The 22394-nt window shown below is 31.9% G+C and carries 25 protein-coding genes; 4 read left to right on the forward strand and 21 right to left on the reverse strand.

Annotated features, from left to right (window positions below):
* Position 1 precedes the first annotated feature (1 nt).
* From C6989_RS01280 to C6989_RS01295, 4 genes are read right to left on the reverse strand one after another with little or no spacing between them, the layout of a single operon-like run.
* Positions 2-484, reverse strand: coding sequence for a D-glycero-alpha-D-manno-heptose-1,7-bisphosphate 7-phosphatase (locus tag C6989_RS01280; protein WP_182126152.1), 483 nt, complete (start codon positions 482-484; stop codon positions 2-4).
* Positions 477-1070 carry a D-sedoheptulose-7-phosphate isomerase gene (locus C6989_RS01285; RefSeq protein ID WP_182126153.1) on the reverse strand — a complete coding sequence of 198 codons (594 nt, stop codon included), beginning with the start codon at positions 1068-1070 and terminating at the stop codon, positions 477-479. Before C6989_RS01285 ends, C6989_RS01280 begins: the two co-directional genes overlap by 8 nt.
* Positions 1071-2090 (reverse strand): GHMP family kinase ATP-binding protein, encoded by a 1020-nt coding sequence (locus C6989_RS01290; RefSeq protein ID WP_182126154.1) that lies wholly within the window; start codon positions 2088-2090, stop codon positions 1071-1073.
* A gap of 42 nt (positions 2091-2132) precedes the next feature.
* Positions 2133-3119, reverse strand: coding sequence for a GDP-mannose 4,6-dehydratase (locus tag C6989_RS01295; protein WP_220462853.1), 987 nt, complete (start codon positions 3117-3119; stop codon positions 2133-2135).
* An 85-nt stretch (positions 3120-3204) separates the two neighbouring features.
* Between C6989_RS01295 and rfbC the strand changes: the two genes are divergently transcribed.
* Complete coding sequence (gene rfbC, locus C6989_RS01300) at positions 3205-3750, forward strand: dTDP-4-dehydrorhamnose 3,5-epimerase (protein ID WP_182126155.1); 546 nt, start codon at positions 3205-3207, stop codon at positions 3748-3750.
* A 51-nt stretch (positions 3751-3801) separates the two neighbouring features.
* Entirely contained in the window at positions 3802-5172 is a 1371-nt protein-coding gene (rfbH, locus tag C6989_RS01305) for a lipopolysaccharide biosynthesis protein RfbH (protein WP_220462854.1), read from the forward strand.
* Between the two features lie 3 nt (positions 5173-5175).
* Here rfbH and C6989_RS01310 read toward each other — a convergent pair whose 3' ends face one another.
* From C6989_RS01310 to C6989_RS01330, 5 genes are read right to left on the reverse strand one after another with little or no spacing between them, the layout of a single operon-like run.
* Complete coding sequence (locus C6989_RS01310) at positions 5176-6063, reverse strand: SDR family oxidoreductase (protein ID WP_182126156.1); 888 nt, start codon at positions 6061-6063, stop codon at positions 5176-5178.
* Positions 6060-6929, reverse strand: a complete 870-nt coding sequence (locus C6989_RS01315) for a glycosyltransferase family 2 protein (protein ID WP_182126157.1) — start codon at positions 6927-6929, stop codon at positions 6060-6062. Before C6989_RS01315 ends, C6989_RS01310 begins: the two co-directional genes overlap by 4 nt.
* A gap of 50 nt (positions 6930-6979) precedes the next feature.
* The gene (locus C6989_RS01320) at positions 6980-7978 is read right to left on the reverse strand and encodes a glycosyltransferase family 2 protein (RefSeq protein ID WP_182126158.1); all 999 of its coding nucleotides are present in this window, start codon (positions 7976-7978) and stop codon (positions 6980-6982) included.
* A gap of 30 nt (positions 7979-8008) precedes the next feature.
* Positions 8009-8884 carry a glycosyltransferase gene (locus C6989_RS01325; protein ID WP_182126159.1) on the reverse strand — a complete coding sequence of 292 codons (876 nt, stop codon included), beginning with the start codon at positions 8882-8884 and terminating at the stop codon, positions 8009-8011.
* A gap of 40 nt (positions 8885-8924) precedes the next feature.
* Positions 8925-9935 (reverse strand): SIS domain-containing protein, encoded by a 1011-nt coding sequence (locus C6989_RS01330; RefSeq protein ID WP_255464613.1) that lies wholly within the window; start codon positions 9933-9935, stop codon positions 8925-8927.
* 83 nt (positions 9936-10018) lie between these two features.
* On the opposite strand from C6989_RS01330, the gene C6989_RS01335 reads away from it, so the two are divergent.
* A complete protein-coding gene (locus C6989_RS01335) occupies positions 10019-11272 on the forward strand; it encodes a hypothetical protein (RefSeq protein ID WP_182126160.1) in 1254 nt (417 codons plus the stop codon).
* On the opposite strand, the gene C6989_RS01340 is transcribed toward C6989_RS01335, so the two are convergent.
* Genes C6989_RS01340 through C6989_RS01350 form a run of 3 tightly spaced genes read right to left on the reverse strand, consistent with a single transcriptional unit; the run spans position 11264 to position 14279 of the window.
* A complete protein-coding gene (locus C6989_RS01340; protein WP_255464614.1) occupies positions 11264-11701 on the reverse strand; it encodes a hypothetical protein in 438 nt (145 codons plus the stop codon). The genes C6989_RS01335 and C6989_RS01340 overlap by 9 nt on opposite strands.
* Before the next feature lie 24 nt (positions 11702-11725).
* Positions 11726-13063, reverse strand: a complete 1338-nt coding sequence (locus C6989_RS01345) for a ThiF family adenylyltransferase (RefSeq protein ID WP_182126161.1) — start codon at positions 13061-13063, stop codon at positions 11726-11728.
* Between the two features lies 1 nt (position 13064).
* Positions 13065-14279 (reverse strand): threonine synthase, encoded by a 1215-nt coding sequence (locus C6989_RS01350; RefSeq protein ID WP_182126162.1) that lies wholly within the window; start codon positions 14277-14279, stop codon positions 13065-13067.
* 217 nt (positions 14280-14496) lie between these two features.
* Between C6989_RS01350 and C6989_RS01355 the strand changes: the two genes are divergently transcribed.
* Positions 14497-15063 (forward strand): hypothetical protein, encoded by a 567-nt coding sequence (locus tag C6989_RS01355; protein ID WP_182126163.1) that lies wholly within the window; start codon positions 14497-14499, stop codon positions 15061-15063.
* 1 nt (position 15064) lies between these two features.
* Here the strand turns inward: C6989_RS01355 and hisI are convergent, their stop codons facing one another.
* Genes hisI through hisG form a run of 9 tightly spaced genes read right to left on the reverse strand, consistent with a single transcriptional unit; the run spans position 15065 to position 22364 of the window.
* Positions 15065-15394, reverse strand: coding sequence for a phosphoribosyl-AMP cyclohydrolase (gene hisI, locus C6989_RS01360; protein ID WP_182126164.1), 330 nt, complete (start codon positions 15392-15394; stop codon positions 15065-15067).
* Positions 15395-15416: 22 nt separating this feature from the next.
* Positions 15417-16253: an imidazole glycerol phosphate synthase subunit HisF gene (gene hisF, locus C6989_RS01365; protein ID WP_342751983.1), complete on the reverse strand. Its 837-nt coding sequence runs from the start codon at positions 16251-16253 to the stop codon at positions 15417-15419.
* A complete protein-coding gene (gene hisA / locus C6989_RS01370) occupies positions 16207-16917 on the reverse strand; it encodes a 1-(5-phosphoribosyl)-5-[(5-phosphoribosylamino)methylideneamino]imidazole-4-carboxamide isomerase (protein WP_182126166.1) in 711 nt (236 codons plus the stop codon). The genes hisF and hisA overlap by 47 nt, the downstream gene beginning before the upstream one ends.
* Positions 16914-17516 carry an imidazole glycerol phosphate synthase subunit HisH gene (hisH, locus tag C6989_RS01375; RefSeq protein ID WP_182126167.1) on the reverse strand — a complete coding sequence of 201 codons (603 nt, stop codon included), beginning with the start codon at positions 17514-17516 and terminating at the stop codon, positions 16914-16916. The genes hisA and hisH overlap by 4 nt, the downstream gene beginning before the upstream one ends.
* Positions 17516-18103 carry an imidazoleglycerol-phosphate dehydratase gene (locus tag C6989_RS01380; RefSeq protein ID WP_182126168.1) on the reverse strand — a complete coding sequence of 196 codons (588 nt, stop codon included), beginning with the start codon at positions 18101-18103 and terminating at the stop codon, positions 17516-17518. Before C6989_RS01380 ends, hisH begins: the two co-directional genes overlap by 1 nt.
* Before the next feature lie 28 nt (positions 18104-18131).
* Positions 18132-19052, reverse strand: a complete 921-nt coding sequence (locus tag C6989_RS01385; RefSeq protein WP_182126169.1) for an HAD family hydrolase — start codon at positions 19050-19052, stop codon at positions 18132-18134.
* Between the two features lie 2 nt (positions 19053-19054).
* Entirely contained in the window at positions 19055-20125 is a 1071-nt protein-coding gene (gene hisC, locus C6989_RS01390) for a histidinol-phosphate transaminase (RefSeq protein ID WP_182126170.1), read from the reverse strand.
* Positions 20122-21387, reverse strand: a complete 1266-nt coding sequence (gene hisD, locus C6989_RS01395; RefSeq protein ID WP_182126171.1) for a histidinol dehydrogenase — start codon at positions 21385-21387, stop codon at positions 20122-20124. The genes hisC and hisD overlap by 4 nt, the downstream gene beginning before the upstream one ends.
* Entirely contained in the window at positions 21387-22364 is a 978-nt protein-coding gene (gene hisG, locus C6989_RS01400) for an ATP phosphoribosyltransferase (protein WP_182126172.1), read from the reverse strand. Before hisG ends, hisD begins: the two co-directional genes overlap by 1 nt.
* Positions 22365-22394: the final 30 nt, after the last annotated feature.

Below are 22394 nucleotides of genomic sequence, written 5' to 3' on the forward strand. Positions count from 1 at the left end.
TTTAGTTTTTTAAAATTTTTTCTATTGCACTAGGTAAATTAGAATTATCAGTCTTAATACCCTTACATCCTGCATTGTGCCCTGCTAAAACATCAGAATCATTATCACCAATTATCCAACTAGATTGTAAATCTATATCATAATCATTTGAGGCTTTAATTATTAATTCAGGTTGTGGTTTCCTACATAGACAGTTTTCATCTGGATGATGGGGACAGAAATAAAATGCATCAATTTTTGTATTAGATTTTGCTAAATGATTTTGAATTTCTTCATGAATTTCATTTAATTTCTCTACATCAATTAAACCCCTACCAATAGCAGATTGATTTGTGATAACTATAACAAGAAAGTTATTTTTTTTTAATTTTTGAATACAACTAGATATATTATCAAATATTTCTAAATCATCAATTGTCTTTACATAAGTTTTTTTTTCTTTATTGATCACACCATCTCGATCAAGAAAAACAGCTTTATTCATATGAAAATTCAGGTATACCAGTTTGTCGAATACAAGAAGTAATTACATGACACATCATTAAATGAAATGACTCTATTGTTAACATGTTCGCACTAGGGATTTTTATACAAATATCACAAATTTGAGTAAAATCACCACCAGACATTCCTGTAAACCCAATCAAATATGCCCCAGATTTTTTTGCAAATTCTAATGCTTTAACAACATTTCTGGAGGTGCCACTTCCACTAAATGCTATAACAACATCATCTTTTTGGACAAAATTTCTTAGTTGTTCTTCAAAAAGTTCATTATATGAAGTATCATTTGTCCATGCTGTTAAAACAGGGACATTATCAGTTAAACAAAGTGCACGAAATCTTTTTTCGTTTTTTATAATAGTAGTTTTCAAAAGATCTGCAGTAAAATGAGATGCAGTTGATGCTGAACCGCCATTTCCCATGGTAATGACTAAAGAGTCTGATTTTCTTGCAGCAAGTAATTTTTCTACTACTAAAACAAACAAATCAATATCATTCGATAACTCTTTCAAACAAGAAGATTGTTCGTGAAGATAATTTGAGATGAATTCGTTTTGTTCAGTCATCTATTTGGTACCTGTATAATCATACAAATTAAGTATTTTTGCACCATCATTAAAGAAAGAGAATTTTACTTGTTTTAGTTTGAAACTTTCCATCTTCTTAATTACTTTAGGTTGTTTTGATTTTTCACAGTATAACAAGAGATGGCCTCCACCACCAGCACCAGTTAATTTCCCACCTATCGCACCAGAATTTAATGCATTTTGATAAATTTTGTCAATTTTTGGGTTTGAGACATTGTTAGAAAATTTCTTTTTTGATTCCCATCCTTTATGAAGTAATTCGCCAAATCCGGTTAAATTAGATTTTTTTATACTATCAAAAACGTCGTGAGCTAAGTCCGTAACATCACATAAAGAATCCATAGTTTTTTGATCATTTTTTTTAATTTTATTAATATGACTAGTCAAAATACTAGAGGTTGTTCTGCTTCCAACGAAAAATAAGAGTAGATTCTTTTCTAATTGCTTCATTGTTTTTTGAGAAGTAAGAATAGGCGATATCATTATTTTATCTTTTTTAAATTCAATTTTCTTAAAACCACCAAATGATGCTATGTACTCATCTTGTTTTCCTAATGGCCATTTTAGAATATTTCTTGCAATATGATGTGATAAATCTGCCACTTCGTATTTAGAAATTTTTGAACCTTTTAGAAAGGAAATTACATTTACTAAATTCACAGCCAAAGAACTAGATGAACCTAATCCAGAACGAGGAGGAACATCGCTAGATAATATTAGATTCATTCCTTTTTTGTAATTTAGAAATTTTATTATTGAAACTGGTAATTCTGTGCCTTTTTTTGGACGAAGTTTGCTTATTTTCTGAGGAATACTATGAGTTTCAAAGTCTGGCGAAAATATTTGTAATTTATCATCTTTACGTTGATTTACAATTACATATGTAAAATGATTAATTGCACTAGTAATGACTATACCACCATGTTTTTCATAATATTCTGGCATATCAGTTCCACCACCAGCTAAACTTATCCGAACAGGACTTATGCCTAATAACATAATTTACACACTCATTTACAGAATTTAATGGTTAAAAGTAGATTAGTAGTCATTATTTTTTACAAAATTTCGCCAATAATCCAATGTTTCATCTAAAATTGTATCAATATTGATTTTAGGTGTCCAATTAGTTAATTTATTAAATTTTGATGTATCACCAATTAGGCTTGGAACTGCAGTAGGTCTAACGTATTTGGGATCTTGTCTGACCTCAATTTTTTCAATTGTAGATTTTTCTATAAGCATGTCAATTATTTCACGATATGAATAGATTTTTTGAGAATCATCTGAGCCAATTAAATGGAGTTCGCCTGGAGGACACTGTTCAATTGCTAACCAATATGCCTCCACCATATCACGTACATGAGTAAAATTTCTACGATCTTCTGTATGACCAGTTAATATTACAGGTTCTTGTAAGCCTTGTTCAATTCGTGCTATTTGATAGGCATACCAAGGAATTCCAAAGACATTATCTCTTCTCGGACCTTCATGATTAAATGCTCTAACACGTATTATATTCAAATTGTAAGTTCTCACATATACGTATGAAATCAAATCTTGAGCAATTTTTGTAACGGCATACGGGTTTACAGGTCTTAGTTGTGTTTTTTCAGTGATTGGTAGTTCATTATCAAATATTTCACCATATTCTTCTCCAGAACCTGGGATTAAGACTTTGGTTTTAAGATTAAGATCTTTTAATGCTTCAAAAATATTTACAGTGCCTTTGTAATTTACATCCATGTAATGAGTAGGGTGATCCCATGATGGGCTTACAAAACTTTCTGCAGCCAAATGGAATATTTTATCAGGACGTGTCATATCGATTGCTTTTCTTACACTAACAGGATCAGTGATATCACAATCAATCCAGTTAATTTTATCCATTATGTGTTTAACATTTCGTAGTCTAGAAAGATTCCAACGCTTCAAACCATAAACTTTGCAGTTTTTTTTTAGAGCTAAATCCGCTAAATGGGATCCAACAAATCCTGTAATACCAGTAATTAAGATTGATTCTGTCACAAATGATTTTGATTTGATTCTTTAATTAAGTTTATCAAAAACCAATATTTGAAAAGCTTATGAGTGAGACTTAGGTCTAGACTATATGATTTTTGAAAAAACAAGTATTCAAGGCTGTTACAATATTTTAATTGAAAAACATGAAGATCAACGTGGGTTTTTTGGAAGAGTATTTGATGAGAAAGAATTTCAAAAGAATGGACTAAAAACTCAATTTGTACAGTCTAGTATATCAAAATCATTAAAGAAAGGAACAGTACGAGGATTCCATTATCAAGTAGAGCCCAATTCAGAATGTAAATTGGTACGTTGTATTAGAGGTAAAGCATATACTGTGATTGTAGATTTAAGAAAAAATTCTCCAACATTTGGTAAATCAGATGGTTATGAAATTACATCTGATAATTATGCAGTAAGATATGTGCCAGAAGGATGTGCAAATTGCACACAGACATTAGAGGACAATACTGATCTGTTTTATCTTACTACTGGGTATTATTCACCAGATTGTGAAAGAGGAATAAAATGGAATGATCCATTTTTCAAAATAAAATTACCACTTAAGGTTACCAATATTTCAGATAAAGATCAAAATTGGAAACCATTTGATCCTGATACATGTTTGACATAATCAAATAAAATTTATGAAATAATAAATAGAGTTAAGAAAGGATCAGAAGAAATGGCAGAAGATGAAATAATTTTTAATCCAAATTTAGACATAGAACCAGAAGCAAGAAAAATGAGAGAACAGATTATACAAATGGTAAAAAATTATTATGAAATATCACATAAAAAAAAGGAATTCATTCCAGGTAAGTCTTTTGTTCACACCAATGCAAGAGTTTTTGATCAAGATGAAATTCAGATGTTGACTTCTGCATCTCTTGATTTTTGGTTAACTGCAGGTAGATTTAATCATGAATTTGAAAAAAAATTAGGGGAATTTTTAGATGTGAAATTTGTAACAACTACAAACTCGGGTTCTTCTGCAAATTTGTTAGCATTATCTACATTAACTTCTGAAAAATTAGAAGATAGAGCATTAAAAACAGGGGATGAAGTGATAAGTGTAGCTGCATCTTTTGTGACAACGGTAAATCCCATTATACAAAATAATTTAGTACCAGTTTTTGTTGATATAGAAATACCATCATATAATATTAATACAAAATTAATTGAAAATGCAATTACTGAAAAAACAAAGGCAATTATGATTGCACATTCTTTAGGTAATCCATTTGATGTAGATGAAATAATACGTATTGCAAAAAAATACAATTTGTGGGTGGTTGAAGATTGTTGTGATGCATTAGGAGCAAAGTATGATGGAAAGATGGTTGGAACATTTGGAGATGTAAGTTCACTAAGTTTTTTCCCAGCACATCACATAACAATGGGAGAAGGAGGAGCTGTTTTTACAAATAATCCATTATTAAACAGAATTATACGTTCCATTAGAGATTGGGGAAGAGATTGTTATTGCGATGTTGGACAAAGTAATACTTGTGGAAAAAGATTTGAGTGGAATTTTGAAGGACTTCCAGAAGGATATGATCATAAATTTGTGTACACACATACAGGTTATAACTTAAAAATCACAGATATGCAAGCGGCAATTGGTTTAGCACAATTAAAAAAAGTAAAAAATTTTATTCAAAAAAGAAGGGATCATTTTAGATGGTTAAAGAATCATCTAAAGGAGTTTGAAAAATATTTTATTTTACCTGAAGAGACATCAAAAAGTGAACCTTCATGGTTTGGATTTCCTTTAACAATCAAGAATAATGCGCCGTTTTCGTTAAATGAGATAAATGGTTATCTTATATCACATAATGTAGATACTCGTCCAATTTTTTCAGGAAATATCACATTACAGCCATATTTCAAGAATAAAAATTTCAGAATTGTTGGAGAATTACAAAATACAAATAAAGTTATGACGCATACATTTTGGATCGGGGTTTATCCAGGTTTGACGATAGAGATGATGGAGTATGTTGTTAAAACAATTCGTGATTTTATTCAATTCATTGAAACTCAAAAGTCATAATATTCAACTAGGGTATGATAGGTCCTTTGAGTGCATGTCAACTAAACTCTCTTTTATTCCCCTCATTTTAATTCCTGTTTCATTGAAAATTTTTTGATTATCAACATTAATGCTGAATCGTTTTGCAGGAAGGTTCAAAGTAGATGAATTTATAGGATGAATGAGATTTTTATCTAATCCAAATATTTCTGCAACCATTAAAGACCAATCAAATCTATTGATAAAATCAGGCCCAGTTAAATGATAAATTCCGGTTTTATCTAATGCTAATAATGACTCTAAGGCATTAACAAAATCTGGGACATACGTAGGAACACTAAACCAATCTTTTACTTCATTAAGAATTTGTCCTTTTTTCAAAGTGTCTAAAACTCGAAGTACTGAATTTTTATGATGCCATTTTTGTGCCCAAAAATAAGGCTGATCAGTTCTAACAATAAGATAAGACAATTCAGATTTTTTTACTAAATTTTCAGCATCTAATTTTGTTTTGCCATAATAATTTCCAGGAGTGGGCATATCATCTTCATAAAATTTTTTCTTACTATTATCAAAGACATATGTAGTGGAAACATAAACTAGTTTACTTGATAGTAGCTTACAGCTTTCAATTATATTTTTTATTCCTTCAACATGGATTAAATCTGCTAAATTATGATCATTTTCACAAATATCAACTGTTAATGCAGGAGTATGAATAACTATTTCAGGTTCGAGTTTTGAGATGAGTTCCAACACATTTTTTTTATTAGTTATATCAAGTTGGAATCCATCTAGATTTGGAACAGGGTTCTGGCTAAATGTGAAATTTGTATCATAATTATGCAAAGTTAAATTTTTAGTTAAATAATAACCTAAAAATCCACTTCCACCAATAGTAAGAATCTTCATTTCTTGTGAGTTAGTGAATTTCTACAGAATTTAAAGAAATCTTTAGCCAAAAACACTACTCCATTTCCATTTAATCTTAAAAATAATAAAAAGTTTTTAAAAACAAACTTAATCCCAAATTCATTAATACAAAAAATTGTTACTGGCCAAAAAGGAAATAATATTTTAGATATGTGGATTTTACTTTCTATAACATATGAGATTAATGAACCAGAGGATATACCTTTTGCAGATTTATAATGTAATACTTCATCGAGCACATTAAGATCACCAAATTTTATTATCTTTAATAATATTTGTAAATCCCAAACAGCATTCTCATCAAATACCATAGATTTTTGAAAATCTTTAGTTCTGTAAATTGCAAAGATTCCAGTTCCACGATTAAATTTTAGATATGAAAGAACTTTATTTTCATATGAACCAGTGGATTTAATAGATTGAGGAGATTTATCTAGACCGTCAAAATAAATACTGTTACTAATACTCCCAACAAAATTTTTATGAGATTCTAAAAATTCAATATTTTTCTTTATGAATTCTGAATCATAATAGTCATCGGCTTCAATCCACATAAAATATTGTGTTGTAGTATTTTTCAATAAAAAATTCCAATTATTTAATAATCCAATATTTTTTTCTTGTCTAATATACTGTATACGATTGTCTTTTTTCACAAATTCTTTACAAACATTTTCAGTTAGATCAGTAGATGCATTATCTGAAATTACTAAGATAAAATTTTTGAAAGATTGAGTTAAAATTGAATCTATAACTTTTTTTATTGTTTGTTCTCCATTATATACTGGTAAACCAATAGTAAGTATTGGTTTATCATACTGCTCAGTTCCAGAATCTAATTCCATAGCAATTATTCAAAATCAAGTTATTGGAGAATATATTAGTGCAGTTTCAATTATTGTGGTACACTACTTAAAATATTCATTTTTTGAAGTTCTTTAGTATGAATTACTCGAGAAGAATTAACAGATTTTTGTTTTTTGCTAATATATGAATAATTTCTTACTACCCAACCAATGCTTTTCAGAATCGTTTTAAAATTTGGTTTTTTTGCAATATTTTGTTCATATTTTGTAGAAGGTTTCGAAGTATGGCCTCTAAAAGTATAATCAAACCATATTTTTAATTCATGAGTTCCATAAATTAAAAAGAATTGAAATAATTTTTGAGTTGATAATTTTGTTTCAAAATTTGTGATTTTCATGGATAGTTGGTTTTTAAAACCATGAAATGCCAAATCTTCATTAACTTTTTCAATTGTTTGTCCTCCTATATGATATACTATTGATTTTGGAGCAACAATAACTTTGTATCCTTTAATCCATGCACGCCAACCAATATCAACATCTTCAAAAGATACAAAGAAATGTTCATCAAACCCACCTAATTCATCAAAAATATTTTTTTTAATGAGCATACAAGCACCTCTTGCACTAGAAATTTCCCTTTCTTTTGTAGGAATAGTTCTAGAATTATAGACAACGCCTAAGGGGTCAATAAAATCACCACTAGAATCAACACTGCCATCAGGTTTAAGTAAAAGACTTTGGCAAATGGCAATTTTTTTGTCATTTTCAATAACTTGTATTAATTCTGTTAGAAAATTTTTGGTAACAATCGTATCATTATTCAAAAATAATAGATAATCTCCTTTTGCAATCTTTGTTGCCATATTATTTGGTTCTGCAAACCCTTTATTTGAATCAAGTTTTATAATTATAATAGATGGAAAATTTTTTGTTACATATTCAATTGAACCATCATTTGAATTGTTATCCACAAGAATGATTTCAAAGTTTTCATAATCGATTTGAAATAAAGATTCTAGACACTTTTCCAATAATTTTTTTCCATTATAATTAATAATAATTATTGAGACCTTAGGTAAACTCATGATTTTTCAAAGGATAACAAGAATAAAAAATCATCTACTTGTTCTTAATTTATTAATATAGAATACAAGGATTCTATCAGAAACCCAAGATGGGGCATATGATAAGAATTTAATTCCAAATTTCATAGTTTTTTCTTTTATAGATTTTGTTTTTTGATACTTTTCTAGTTTTTGAAGGTAGTAGTCTCTAGAAGAATTATCAAGATTTTGAAGTATTTCATTTTTTAATTTTTGGATATAATCTAAAGTTTCTGATATATTTTTATGTGAAAGTTGTTTTGTATGGACTCGGTATTGTATGAGAGATTTTTGGATTAAATGAAATTTTATATTGTGTAATAATGCCGAACAAAGAAAAAAATCATAATCAATTGCCACGGAATCATCAAGTTCATGAAAACTACATTCTTTAAACAATGATGATGGTATTAGCGTGGTGTTTACATTAATTTGTTGTCCGTCAAGTAATCTAATATTAAATTCAACTTTAGATAATTTATTATAATTTGATTCATGAAAATCTCGGAGTTTATTTCCATTTTCATCTATAATTTCCCAGTTTGAATATACTATTGTGTTGTGATGTTTTTTTGCGATATTTACCAAACTCTCTATTGTATATGGATACATTATATCATCAGGTGAAAACCACTTAAACCAATTACCTTTCATCTTACTTATTCCAAGATTTAATGCAGATGCTAGCCCACCATTTTTCTGAGATAAAATAATTACATCATCAGAATATTTCTTTAAAATATCGAGTGATGAATCGGTGGAGCCATCATTAACTGCAATAATCTCAATATTTTGATATGTTTGAGCAATTACAGAATTTAGACATTCTTCCAAATATTTTTCAGAATTATAAATAGGAATTATAACTGAAACAAGTTCGGATGTCATCACATATTTTGCATAGTATGAAATTATAATCTTAATGAATCTAAAGTCTCTCTTTAATGAAATCAATTGATTTTATTGGAGAGGGGTCAATTCCTAACTGTATGGCATGATAAATTGTGGCATAGTCTAGTTGATAAATCAGGCATAAAATCTTTGATAAAATTCCCCCATTTACACTAGAAATTTCCTTGTAGGATATTTGGTTTTCATCAAAATATTGACGTAAAATTTTCCATCTTTCTTTAGTTTTTGGATGATCATCTACACCTTCTATCATTATAGGAATCATATCAGAATCTCGTTCCCAAGATACAATTCCATTATGACCGCTTTCAATTACATCTTCAATAATAGCATGAGTCTTTGCATTTTCTTGTAAAGAGTTTTTAAAACGAATTGCTGCAGCTTGTAATCCCCATGGATAATATATCACAGGAACCCCAGCAATCCATAAAGCTAAATTCAACGAGGGATTCTCAATAGATAGATTCGTAGAGGATATTTTTTTAGAAAGATTCTCCAATAGTGTAATGGATTGAGTAATCTCTTTAGAGTCAATAGGAATAATTGAATTTAATGTTTTAAGAATTGAATACACAAAGTTTGGAAATGATGCGCGTGGTGAATGAATTTTAGAGATTTTTCTAAATTCTAGATTATTTTTGATGCAAAAAGATTCTATCATCCCACCTGATGAAAATCCAATTACTTTACAATTTGTTTTACTTGCTGATTCCAATGTAGTCAAAGTTTCAGCAGAGTTACCAGATACACTTGTTGCCACAACAAGAGTATTATCATCTACTGTTTTTGGTAATTCATATCCTTTGACAACAGTTGTGTGAATTTCAGTTTTAGATAGTATAGATGAAAACAGATCACCCATTGTTCCAGAACCTCCCATTCCAGAAAAAACAACATGATCAATGTCTTTGAAATCAGATGATTCAATTTCAGAATTATATGCATCCTTTGCAATTTGTGGCCATTTATCATATACAGAGTATATTCCTTCAGGGTCATGCTTTTCCAAAATTTCTCGAGTAATCAACTAAAGAAGCAAAAAGGTCAATCCATTTAATTTATTCTAATATAACAGGATATATCTAATCATGTAAGAGTAGATTTAACAATTTGTCAAGTACACAATTTAATACAAAAAATCCATTATTTTGGATAGTTTTTCTCTTTTCAGTTTCAATAGTTCTAATCAGCCTGATTTCAGTTGTATTTCCAGCAATTCTAGTCTCATCAGAGCCTCAAATTCCAGGAGTAATTGATTCCTCTCCTAATCCATTTGAGGTGGGAGTTTGGGCAGGACCACTAATTACAACAAATGTAATTGTATTTATCATCACATTTTTTTATTTTAAAAACAAACTGCCATCAGGAATCTCAAAATTATTTGAAAAGTTATTCAAATTTGAGATATCAAAAAAGATTGCAACTATCATACTTGTAATAGTTTTATCAGCATACATCATTGTAACAATTCCAGAACTTCAAACTGATGAAGAATGGGCAGATTTTCCACCTATTGAAAAAAGAATAAGTGAATCAATAAGAGATAACAGGTTTACAATAGAGGATGCAATTAGTGATAATCCAAACTATCCAATTTTTGAACCACATACAAATTATACTTTGTTAATAATTTCTGAAAAAGTATTTGGGAATCTCAAGGTAATTCCATTTCTAGCAAGCATTATTCTATTAATTACAACATACTTTATCACAACATCCATCACAAACAAAAGATTTGCAGGAATTATCTCAATGATTGTTCTAATTCAGAGTAATGTATTTTTGTCATATGATACATCGCCTACATATTCGAACTTTTGGATAATGTTTTACTTGTTATCATTGTATTTTGTGTATAGAGTATGGCCATTATCACCAATTGCATATATCTTGTCAATTCCTGCAAAAGCATTAACTGCAGTATTTTTACCATTGTCATTATATTTTATTTTAAGATCAAACATCTCAAAAAACAAAAAGATCATTCTTTTAATCTCTACTAGTGTAATAATCATTATTGGTGGACTGGCACTAGTTTCAGGAAGTATTGGAGAAGTATCTCAAAGTGAAGAGTTTGATGAAAAAGAGTTTTGGATGGGATTTACGTCTTTTTCTTACCAGTTGAGATTTGATGGACTAGTTATTCTATTCATGTTACCACTAATTGTTGGATTATTCATTGCCTCAAGGAACAGAGTAAAACATGCAGATTCTCTAATGGTACTAATTTCAGGGATGCTGATAATCGCACCCATTATAACAGCATTTACTGATCAGACAAACCAACCATATCGATTTGTTCCACTAGTGACATTTTTTGCAATAGGTGTTGGCATACTACTATCAAGAAATAGACTAGATTAGCCTTACAAATGTCCAAGTAGACTTTAAGGAATCTCCAGAAACAACAGGAAATCCATCATGAGCAAATCTAGCTAAAAGAACTTCCTTGCCATCGATATTATCTGAAAGAATTGTACTTCCAGTAACAGTATCCGAATCAAAAATCATAGTCATTGTTCTTTGAATGACTTGAAATTGTTGATCATCAATTGTCACAATTGGATCATTTCCAACTGATGCCTCAAAGTCTAGAAAATTGTACAAAGCAGGTACATCAATATCAGTAAATTTTGATGATTCCAAAAACGAGATTAGTTGTCCGTCAGAGTTTCGTAGTTCAGATTGTACACTAATGAATAATCCTTGCTCTATGCTGGTTTGAGTTTGAGCATATGAAAAACTAGTAAATGAAATTGAAAACACAAACAACAAAATAAAAAGAGTTTTCATGGTTTAAAGTTAGATTATTGATATTTAATTAGTTGCCTTGACTGACTGGCCTAAAAGACTTTTGTATAGTAATATGGCATCTGCCTCATCTTTTGGTCCAACTACTACTGCTGAGCCCTTTTTCATAAAACTAACTGACATATCATTTGTTCGTAGTGATAATCCAAGTTCACCTTGGTTCTCGACTAGAAATCCTTTTTCTTTTGCAATGTTTGTAACAGACTCAACATCAAGATCAAATGTATAAGTAGGAGTTATAGAGAATGTTCTCTTTCCCCTGTTTCTTCCACACAGTTCTTCTAAGAGCAGTTCCTCTTTAACAACTTCTTCTGATTTTCCAGTTCCACATACAGGACACTCTTCTGCTCTAAATGTTCTAGTGCTTGTAAAGTCCAAATTCTCAATATCGACATGAAGTATCTTATCAGATAGGCTAGGCTTTTTGCCCATAACAACTTTGACTGCTTCGGCAACCTCGATTCCGCCAACAATTGATAGAATAGATGGATGTACTCCTTCAATGCTGCATGTAGGCATGGCATCCTCATCTAATGCAGGAAACATACAGTGGTAACATGCACTAGTCCCAGGTAGAATGGTAAAAATCTGACCAGAAACTCCAACTGCAGCACCAGTTACAAATGGAATACCAAATTTCACACATGCCTTATTGAGCGCGTATCTTGCATTAACGCTATCAAGTGCATCAACTACAACATCACAACCTTCAACTACTTCTAGTGCAGTGTAATCATTGACTGAAACCGCTAATGCCTCTATTTTACAATCAGGATTTAGTTTTTGCAATTTCTTTGCTGCAACTTCAACTTTAACTTGACCCACATCATCTTCATCAAACATTGTCTGTCTATGCAGATTAGATAGTTCAATCACATCTCTGTCAACAATTCTCAGAGTTCCAACACCCATTGCAGCAAGTCTAGAAGTTATGGGATTTCCCAGTCCGCCAGTTCCAACCACACAAATTTTAGAGTTTTTTAGTTTGATCTGCCCGTTATATCCAATTTCTTCAAGCATTACCTGACGAGAAAACTTGTCTAGTTCTTTTTTGGATAATTCTTGAGAGCCGCCAGCTACTGCAGGTAAGATATACACTTCATCATTATCATTGAGTACAGTATCCATGCCACTAGAAAATTTTGCGTTCTTTCCGTTAATGTAAATATTAATCAAAGAACGAGGAGTACCATCACCTTCCAATACTCTTCTCTTAAAATCATCACCCATCACTTCAGATATTTTTGCAAACGCATCTTGCAAAGAGTCAGCAGATATCTCTGTCTTTTTCTCCCCACCGCCTTGATTTAGCACAGAAGGAATTGTAAATGTAATATTTGCCATATTAGTTTACTACCGCCGATACTTCTGAAATGTCTGCCTTGAGCACCTTAGGCTTTTGCAATACTTCCATTATAGATTCAGTTGCCTTGAGACCGTTTCCAGTAACATAACATACCACTTTGTCGTTTTTGTCAGTTTTGCCCTGTTCAACCATCTTTTGCAGCACAGATACAGACACACCACCTGCAGGCTCGGTAAATATCCCCTCAGTCTTGGCTAGGAGTATAATTGCATCTAAAATCTCCTGATTATTGCATTCTTCTGCAAATCCGTTATACTGCTCCAATCTCTTTAGCACATATCGTCCATCTCCAGGATCACCTATTGCAAGACTCTTGGCAACAGTATCTGGATTTTCAATTGGAATTACATCTTTTGAATTTTTCTTAAACGCATCAACTACAGGGGCACATCCATGTGGTTGTGCTGCAATCATGCGCATGTTTGATACGTCACCTAACAGCGAAACTGTTTGCAGTTCTTCAAATCCCTTACAAATTGCATTAAGCATAGCACCACTACCCACTGGAACTATTAGTTGATCAGGTACCTGCCAGTCAAGTTGTTCTGCAACTTCAAAAGCCAAAGTTTTAGAGCCTTCAACATAGTGTGAACGCATGTTAATGTTAACTATACCAATTCCTTTGCTATCACCAATTTGTGCAGCGATTCTATTTGCATCATCATAAGTTCCATCCACTGCAACATAGTTTGCACCATAAGATAATGCCTGTGTGATCTTTGCCATCTCGATATTACTTGGAGCAAACACATGACATGGAAATCCACCTTTTGCTGCATGTGCAGCAGTAGCTGATGCCAAATTACCAGTGGAGGCACAACCAACAGCTGACAGTCCAAATTCCTTTGCTTTTGAAACTGCAACTCCGGCAGGTCTGTCTTTGAATGAAAATGTTGGGTTTACAGAATCATTTTTGATATACAAATTATTCAAACCAAGTGCCTTGCCAAGATTCTCAGCTTTGGTAAGTGGTGTCATTCCAGCATCAATGGATACAATATTTGATTTGTTTTCTATTGGTAGTAGTTCAAAATATCGCCAGTAAGTATGCTCACGGTTAGTGAAGGTATCTTTTGTAACTGTTGGAAAATCATACTTTACGTCTAGTGGCCCAAAACAGTCATCGCAGATATACTTGAAAGTAGATTCATACTCTTTTTTACATTCTCTACACTGTAATGATGTTCTTGCCAAGATCAATTTTTTGCCGTAAAAGATAGATAAAAAATCCTAATATCAAGTTAAGTAATACTTAATTTTTTGATATAAAAAATATAATGAAAATTTTATTATTATTTGCAAAAAAATAGAGGAGGATGAGATATTTTGAGAAAAATTCATAAAAATACATTATTTTGTAAATTTTTCAAAAAGTAGCAAGGTTTTTACAGATTTTGATAAAAATCAATTCATGAACAAGGCTACAGGCGGAATCATTGGAGGCATCATAGTTTTTGTAATAATTTTTGGCATTATTCTTTCATTAAATCCAGATTCAGATGTAGCAGAAGTGGAAGATACATTAGATAAAGAGATTCTACCAATAGATGTTCCAGAGATTGAAGAGAAATTAAATGAAATTGAAGAAATTGCCAACAGTACAGAATATGAAATATTAGAAAGGGAGTGGCAAACATCAGGACCATTTCAAATTGACAGAAAAGAGTACGCCATTGGAGAAAAGATTTTCATAAGAATTGGAGGGTTACAGTATTTAGAAAAGGGGCAGATTGCAGTAATGATGCCATTAAATGCGACTCATCAGAAAGTATACCTTACAATTCCTTTTGATGAATCTAAAAAATCAGCATTCAATTACTATCTAGAACCCCAATTAACAGCAAGTAGAGATATTTGTTCCGTAGATGATCTTATTGGAAAGTGGACGTTGGTTTTTAGAGGAACAGAATACCAAAACCTATATTTCAAAATAATAGATAAAGTTGTACCTGGAACAAATGTTGAACCAGTTTGTTAGACTATTTTTCTAAGTTGTGATGAAAGCAAACTTTTTCACCTGTATGACATGCAGGTCCTGATGGCTCTACAAGATAAATAATTGCATCTGAATCACAATCAACAAGAATTTCTCTAACTTTTTGAGTATTACCAGACTCTTCGCCTTTCATCCATAGTTTATTTCGAGAACGACTCCAAAACCAGGAATTTCCAGTTTTTTTTGTCAATTCAAGAGATTCTTTATTAGAGTATGCTAGAGTCAAAACATCTTTCGTATTTGCATCCTGAACAATAACTGGAACTAGTCCATCACCTTTGGCAAAATCAATTTCTTCAACTGTTTTATCCATGATTCATTATCACAAAATTTCCTTATAATCGTACAGAAATGTTTTTGCCTCTAAGAATTTCTTTAACTCTATTAACTGATTGATCTTCATAGTGAAATATTGATGCTGCCAAAGCAGCATCAACATCGGATTTTTCAAATATTTCATACATATCTTCAGGCTTGCCACATCCACCAGAAGCAATAACAGGTACAGAAACAGCATCCACTACATTTTTGGTAAGTAAAATATCATACCCATCTTTAGTTCCATCTTTATCTATACTAGTTAGTAGCACTTCTCCAGCACCAAGTTCTGTTGCTTTTATTGCCCATTGAATTGCATCAAGATTGGTTCCTTGTTTTCCACCATAAATGAAAACTTCAAACCAGAATTTTTTTCCATTTTCCTCAAACATTGTTTTTGTAGAGTTTTCTGAATAGTTTCGTTTTGCATCTATGGCTATTACAATACATTGTTTTCCAAATATCGTCATCAGATCAGTTAGTAGTGAGGGATTCTTTACAGCACCAGTGTTTATTCCAACTTTATCTGCGCCACTAAGCAAAATATTTCTTGCATCCTCCATGCTATTTACTCCACCACCCACAGTAAATGGAATATCAATTACTTTGGCAACACTAGATACTAGTTCTTTGATTGTTTTTCTTTTTTCTTGAGATGCAGTTATGTCTAAAAAGACCAATTCATCTGCTCCACCTTCACTATATTTTGCTGCAAGTTCTACTGGATCTCCTGCATCTTTGATTGATTCAAAGTTTAATCCCTTTACTACTCGTCCGTTGTCGACATCTAAACAAGGGATTATTCGTTTAGTTAACAAGTTGTTTTGCCTCCTTAATTGAAACCTTATTTTCATACAATGCTTTACCCAAAATTACTGCAAATGCATTTTTTGTTTGTACATTGGACACATCATCAATTTTTGATATTCCACCACTTGCAATAATATTTGCATTTTGTATTGCACATGCTTTTTCTAAATATTCCAGATCTGGGCCCTCCATTGTTCCATCTTTACTTACATTTGTGAGTAGAAATTCGGTAAATCCCATGCTTACAAATTCATTTATTGCATCAAGTAAGGGTGTTTTTGTACTCTCTTGCCAGCCATGTGTAACAATAAAGCCATCTATGTGATCAACTGAAATTACAATTTTTGAAAATCCATATTTTTTGGCAAGACGCTGTAACAGTTCTCTGTCTTTGAATGCCAAAGTACCAATAACAATTCTAGTAGCAAAAGAGATTGCTCTATCAATGACTGCCTCATTACGTAAACCACCAGCTACCTCAACAGGTATTGATAAGGATTTGGTGATTTTTTCAATCAAATCTAAATTGTCACCAATTCCAATTGTTGCATCCAAATCAACAATGTGTAACATGTCTGCCCCTGCTTCTTGCCATTTTTGGGCAACTGACATAGGATCATCGCTGTACACTGTTTTTTGTTTAGGATCACCTTTGTACAGCCGAACTACTTGTCCTTCCATCAGATCAATTGCTGGAATTATTTTCATTTAGAGCACTCTCGTAAGAAATTCTTTAGCATTAGTGCACCAACATCACCTGACTTTTCTGGGTGGAATTGAGTTCCAAAATAATTATCTTTTTGAACGATAGCTGGAACTTTGATATCATAATCAGATTCAGCAACTACAACATCTTGTGTTGCAGGATTTACTCTGTACGAGTGTACAAAGTAAACCCAAGAATTGTTTTCTACCCCTTCAAGAATTTTACTTTCTTTTTTTATCTCAAGTGCATTCCATCCCATATGCGGAACTTTTAGAGTATCAGGCAGAACAACAACATCACCACTAATTATTCCAAGACCTTTTTCTTTTCCCTCTTGGCTTTTCTCAAAGAACATCTCCATGCCTAGGCATATTCCAAATACAGGGATTTTACCCACAACTTTAAGAAAATCTGCAGAATTACGATTTATGCTTTGTATTGCAGGATCAAAATTTCCAACCCCTGGCAAAAAGATTCCATCGTATTCTGTTAGAGTGTCAGCTTGAGTTTGTACCTCAACTGTTGCGTTTTGTTTTTCTAATGCATTTTTAAGGCTAAAAATATTTCCAGCCCCATAATCAAATATTGCAATTTTTGTCATTACATTGCGCCTTTTGTACTGGGAATTCCTTTTTGTTTTGAGTCTTTAGAACATGCAATTCTAAATGCTACTGCCAGAGATTTTATTGCTGCCTCTACCTTGTGATGATCATTATCTCCATACTTTACAGTAAGGTGGATACAGCTGTTTAGGTTCTGTAGTAAAGATTGGAAAAAGTGTTCAAGATCTTCTTTTGATACATCTTCAATCTTTGTTCTCTTTATAGACAAAGTTAATTTGTAAAATGGTCTTTTCACCAAATCCACTGAGGCCTCAGCTAGTGATTCATCCATTGGTATTGATGCATAGCTAAATCTTGTAACACCTGCTCTATTTCCCAGTGCTTTATCAATTGCATTTCCAATTGTAATTGCAGTGTCTTCAATTAAATGGTGTACAATATTGTCTTTTGATTTTGCTTTCACTGTTAAATCCAACATTGCATGTTTCCCAAATGCAGTGATTAGGTGATCAACAAAGTTTACACCAGTAAATACACTAGTTTTTCCATTACCATCAATGCTAACTGTAACTGAAACGTCTGTTTCTTTAGTTTCGCGTTTGATTTTACTTGAGCGTTTTTTCATCTTATCACCTAAGAATACTGATATTTTATCAAACTAAATTTAATACCTTCGGAAGATTGTCAATTGATTCCAGAATCATATCCACGCCTGACTCAGCAAACATTTTACGCCTGTCTTCAGGACTTGTACTTGTGCCTACAATTGCACAAAATGTGATTGGATTTCCTGTTGCTGTTGCGTCTTTTACCATCATATAATCTTCCATAGAGTCACCTACATAAAGACAGTTTTTTGATTTCATAGACTGGATGGCACGAATTAGTGTTGCAGGGTTTGGTTTTGCAAGTTCTCTTGGTTCATCTTCTAAAAATGCTGAACTTTGAATATCAAAGTAATCAAGCATATCTTTTAGTGAATAACGAATAGATTCAATTCCTCTACCTGTAACAATTGCTAGTTTTTTTCCAAACTCTTTTTGTAATGTTTGTAATAAAGATATAGACAAAATTACTTTATCATTTGAAATCATTCCCTCTTTAGAAAACCTTGATTGTTTTCCAAATAATTTTTTGTATAATTCTGGTCCAAAAAAAAGCTGATCAAATACAGAATACAAAGGATTGTTGTGTCGATCATTTAATGAACCTAATTTAGATAAAATTTCAGAAAGATCACAAATTGATTCAAGATAAGATTGAACAGAAAGTATTCCAGTCTTATCAGCATTTGAAATAACTTTGTAGATAAATTCAGATGGTTCTTTGTTCAGTTTGTTAGCCGCATATAATGACAGCACTGCAGCATATGTTAGATCAACTTCATCATTGAATCCCCCTGATGCTTTGAATCCATCAATTATTTTGTGATCAATAACTATTGAATGAATGAATGCAAATTCTTTGAGTACATATCTGCAAGTCTCATCAATTGTTTTGTCATAAGATTGTGTAATATCAACTAGTACCCCATCACAATCAAAGATTATAGAATCAAACTTTTGGGTGGTCAATTTTATCCTAAAAGATCACGTATTGCTAAAAGAAATTTAGAATTCATTTCTTTGGTTCCAACAGTAACACGTAAGCATCCTAGATGAGAACCAATCTTCCCTAATTTACGTATGGAAATTCCTTGTTCAACTAGTGCAGCAAAAACACGCTTATCTGCACCTTTTGCATCAAACAATACAAAATTAGCGTTGGAATCAAAGACAGTAAATGCATCATATTTACGTAGATTCACAATGATTTTCTTACGCTCACTTTTGATGATTTCTGCTGCCTCCCTCATTTGATCCACTTTTTCTAGAGAAGCAATTCCGGCCTCAATTGCAAGGGTGTTTAGAGGATAAGGGTATTGTAACACTTGATTGAAAACTTCAACTATTTTCTTGTTTGCAACAAAGTATCCTAAGCGTAGACCCGCAAGACCAAATGCTTTGGAGAATGTTTTGACAACAATAAGACTATCATATTTTTTGGTTAATGAGACAGTTGATGAATCACCAAACTCACCATATGCTTCATCGATAATTACTAATCCATCGAATTTTTTGATCAAAGATTCTAGTTTATTTTTTGAGAATTGAAATCCAGTTGGATTATTTGGAGAGTCCAAGTAAAGGATTTGACATTTTTTCAAGTTAGCATTGAATTTTTCAATACCTAGTTTCATATCTGATGAGAACGGGATCTTGGTACAAGGAATTCCATATAGTTTACATCTTTCTTCAAAGAATCCAAATGTTGGATCTGATGTTAGAATCCTAGTTTTTTTAGATGCTAAGTTTGCTAAAAATAAATCCAAGATTTGATCAGAACCATTTCCAACACCAATCATTTTTTCAGGAACTTTAAGATATTTTGATAGTTTAGATACTAGTTTTTCAACTCCGCCTAAGGGGTATTCTCTAACATCAGAATTTGCTCTAGCATAAGAAATGACATCTTGCTGAAATTTTTTGTTTATTACAAAGTTCTCATTAGAATCCAGTTTTAATACATCATCAAATTTCTCAGGTTTTTTGTAACCGCCTATCTTTGCATATTCTTCTAGTTTTTTTGCATACCATGTATTTTTCATAGCAATCTACCTCTAACTGCCTCATAGTGATTTGGCAATCCTTCTGCTAAAGTAAAATTCTCCAAAGATTTTGATATTTTCTGTAAATCTTTTTTGCTAGTTTCTATTTTAGTTAAGAGTTTTACAAAGTCTAGAACAGATAAAGAACCTCGAGTTTTACCAAATCTGTTTGTGGGCAAGATGTGATTTGAACCTAGTAAATAATCACTAGCTGAAGATGGGCTGTTTTTTCCTGACAAAATCAAGCCTGGATTTTTTATTTTATTCCACTTTTTGGCATTTTTACTGATAATTTCCAAGTGTTCAGGTGCCAGTTCATTTGCAATTTCAATAATGTCAGATGTCTTGCCAACACCAATGAATCCATTTGATTCAAGACTAGACTTTACAATATTTGAACGCTGTATATTTTTGAGTTTAGAGTTTACACTGGATTGAATCTTCTTTGCAATTGAGTTTGAGGTAGTCAGTGCATAACAAAAAGTATCTGAAGAGTGTTCTGCTTGAGAAATAAGATCTAATGCTGCAAGTTCAACATCTCCTTCTGAATCAATAATAACTCCTAGTTCAGTTGGTCCTGCCATCATGTCTAGGGATACATTATTACTAACCAGATATTTTGCCAAGGTTACAAATGAACCACCCGGTCCAACAATCTTGTCTACCTTTTTGATAGTACGCGTTCCGTATGTTAATGCTGCAATAGATTGTGCACCACCAGTTTTATAAATTTCAGTTGCTCCACAAACATCAGCTGCTACAATTGTTAATGGATCGATATTACCTGAAGAATCAGGTGGAGATACTATAACAATTCTTTTTACACCAGCAATTTTTGCAGGAATAACTGACATTATAGCAGAACTTGGATATCTTGCTGAGCCACCTGGAACATAACACCCTACACTATCAATAGGAACAAATGACTTTGAGAGTTTTGTTCCATTGAATTTTATTGTAATGTCTTTGAATTGACGTTTTACTGCAGATTCTGCTTTTGATAATCTTGATTTTGCAAGTTTGATTGCAGAGATGTCTCTTGTTGAAACTTTAGAGTATGCACTATCAATTTCACGTTTTGAAACTCTTAATGATGAAATCTTTCCTGCACCAAATTTTTTTTCATATTTTTTTAGTGCAGTGTCTCCATTGTTTTTTACATCTTTGAGAATAGATTCCACAATTTTCTGGTATTTTGAAGAGTTTTTTGTGCCTATTTTATTTAGAAACTGCTTTTTGTTAGTAATGGAAATGATTTTCATCAATTTTCTTCATCACGTTTGATCTCCTCAAGTTCCAGGATTTGTCGTGGTTCATGTACTACTAATCCTTGTGCAATCTTTCGTAATTTAGGAATTATTTTGTGAAATTCAGACTTTTTGATTACAGTATTGACTCCGTACCAACCATCTTCACTTAATGGACTAATTGTTGGTTTCTTTAATGATGAGATTTGTTTTAGCATATTTGGTAAATTCTTCTCTTCAACATTTAGGTAAATGTGCAGATATTTTTTTCCATTTACTGCTCCCCGCATCAAAGTTACAATATCAAAAATCTTTTCTCGTTTTGCTTTGTCTTTAAGTGATTTTTTATTTACTATCAAGTGTGCAGTTGAAGTTAGAACTTCATCTACAATTTTGAGTTTATTTTGTTGTAATGTAGTTCCAGTTTCAGTCACATCCATAATTGCATCCACATCTTCTGGAGGTTTTGCCTCGGTTGCGCCAAATGATAGATGAATTTGAACTGATTTGTTAGTCCCAATACGTAGCCAAGGAGTAACAATTTGTGGATCTTTATTTCCAAAGTATTTCTTGTAAGACTTGCAGTTCTTGATAAAACGAGATGCAGTTGTAAGATATTCAGAAGAAATTCTAAGAGTCTTTTTCTTTTTTGCATAATCTGCAATCATGGCATCTAGATTTTTGTATCGATAATTATCAGGAAATGCAATTACAAGTCGAATCTTTCCATATTCTAAATCTAAAATTGGTTCTACATCAGCTTTTGTTTCACCAACCCAATCTTTTCCAGTAATCCCTACATCGTATAATCCTTCATTTACTAGAGTTGGGATCTCTTGAGGTCTTAGCATTTTTACAACAATTTTTGGATCGTCAAGATATACTCTGTAAGTTCTATTCTTACGATTTACCTTAGTCCATGCTCGTTCCAAGAGCTTGAATGTAGCCTCCTCTAAACTTCCCTTAGGTATTGCAAATCTTACTTCGGACATGGTATCTCCTTTCAATTTGTCTATATAATA

This window comes from Nitrosopumilus sp. b2, from assembly GCF_014078535.1.
In the GTDB taxonomy this organism is placed as follows: Archaea; Thermoproteota; Nitrososphaeria; order Nitrososphaerales; family Nitrosopumilaceae; genus Nitrosopumilus; species Nitrosopumilus piranensis.

What these genes read in the sequence shown, in the direction of transcription:
- hisH (WP_182126167.1), bottom strand. Translation starts at nt 17,516, where the DNA reads ATGACAAAAATTGCAATATTTGATTATGGGGCTGGAAATATTTTTAGC.
- hisF (WP_342751983.1), bottom strand. Translation starts at nt 16,253, where the DNA reads ATGAAAATAAGGTTTCAATTAAGGAGGCAAAACAACTTGTTAACTAAA.
- C6989_RS01310 (WP_182126156.1), bottom strand. Translation starts at nt 6,063, where the DNA reads ATGAAGATTCTTACTATTGGTGGAAGTGGATTTTTAGGTTATTATTTA.
- hisD (WP_182126171.1), bottom strand. Translation starts at nt 21,387, where the DNA reads ATGAAAATCATTTCCATTACTAACAAAAAGCAGTTTCTAAATAAAATA.
- hisC (WP_182126170.1), bottom strand. Translation starts at nt 20,125, where the DNA reads ATGAAAAATACATGGTATGCAAAAAAACTAGAAGAATATGCAAAGATA.
- C6989_RS01380 (WP_182126168.1), bottom strand. Translation starts at nt 18,103, where the DNA reads ATGAAAAAACGCTCAAGTAAAATCAAACGCGAAACTAAAGAAACAGAC.
- hisG (WP_182126172.1), bottom strand. Translation starts at nt 22,364, where the DNA reads ATGTCCGAAGTAAGATTTGCAATACCTAAGGGAAGTTTAGAGGAGGCT.
- C6989_RS01285 (WP_182126153.1), bottom strand. Translation starts at nt 1,070, where the DNA reads ATGACTGAACAAAACGAATTCATCTCAAATTATCTTCACGAACAATCT.
- C6989_RS01355 (WP_182126163.1), top strand. Translation starts at nt 14,497, where the DNA reads ATGAACAAGGCTACAGGCGGAATCATTGGAGGCATCATAGTTTTTGTA.
- C6989_RS01325 (WP_182126159.1), bottom strand. Translation starts at nt 8,884, where the DNA reads ATGACATCCGAACTTGTTTCAGTTATAATTCCTATTTATAATTCTGAA.
- C6989_RS01345 (WP_182126161.1), bottom strand. Translation starts at nt 13,063, where the DNA reads ATGGCAAATATTACATTTACAATTCCTTCTGTGCTAAATCAAGGCGGT.
- C6989_RS01280 (WP_182126152.1), bottom strand. Translation starts at nt 484, where the DNA reads ATGAATAAAGCTGTTTTTCTTGATCGAGATGGTGTGATCAATAAAGAA.
- C6989_RS01320 (WP_182126158.1), bottom strand. Translation starts at nt 7,978, where the DNA reads ATGAGTTTACCTAAGGTCTCAATAATTATTATTAATTATAATGGAAAA.
- rfbC (WP_182126155.1), top strand. Translation starts at nt 3,205, where the DNA reads ATGATTTTTGAAAAAACAAGTATTCAAGGCTGTTACAATATTTTAATT.
- rfbH (WP_220462854.1), top strand. Translation starts at nt 3,802, where the DNA reads ATGGCAGAAGATGAAATAATTTTTAATCCAAATTTAGACATAGAACCA.
- C6989_RS01290 (WP_182126154.1), bottom strand. Translation starts at nt 2,090, where the DNA reads ATGTTATTAGGCATAAGTCCTGTTCGGATAAGTTTAGCTGGTGGTGGA.
- hisI (WP_182126164.1), bottom strand. Translation starts at nt 15,394, where the DNA reads ATGGATAAAACAGTTGAAGAAATTGATTTTGCCAAAGGTGATGGACTA.
- C6989_RS01340 (WP_255464614.1), bottom strand. Translation starts at nt 11,701, where the DNA reads ATGAAAACTCTTTTTATTTTGTTGTTTGTGTTTTCAATTTCATTTACT.
- hisA (WP_182126166.1), bottom strand. Translation starts at nt 16,917, where the DNA reads ATGAAAATAATTCCAGCAATTGATCTGATGGAAGGACAAGTAGTTCGG.
- C6989_RS01315 (WP_182126157.1), bottom strand. Translation starts at nt 6,929, where the DNA reads ATGGAATTAGATTCTGGAACTGAGCAGTATGATAAACCAATACTTACT.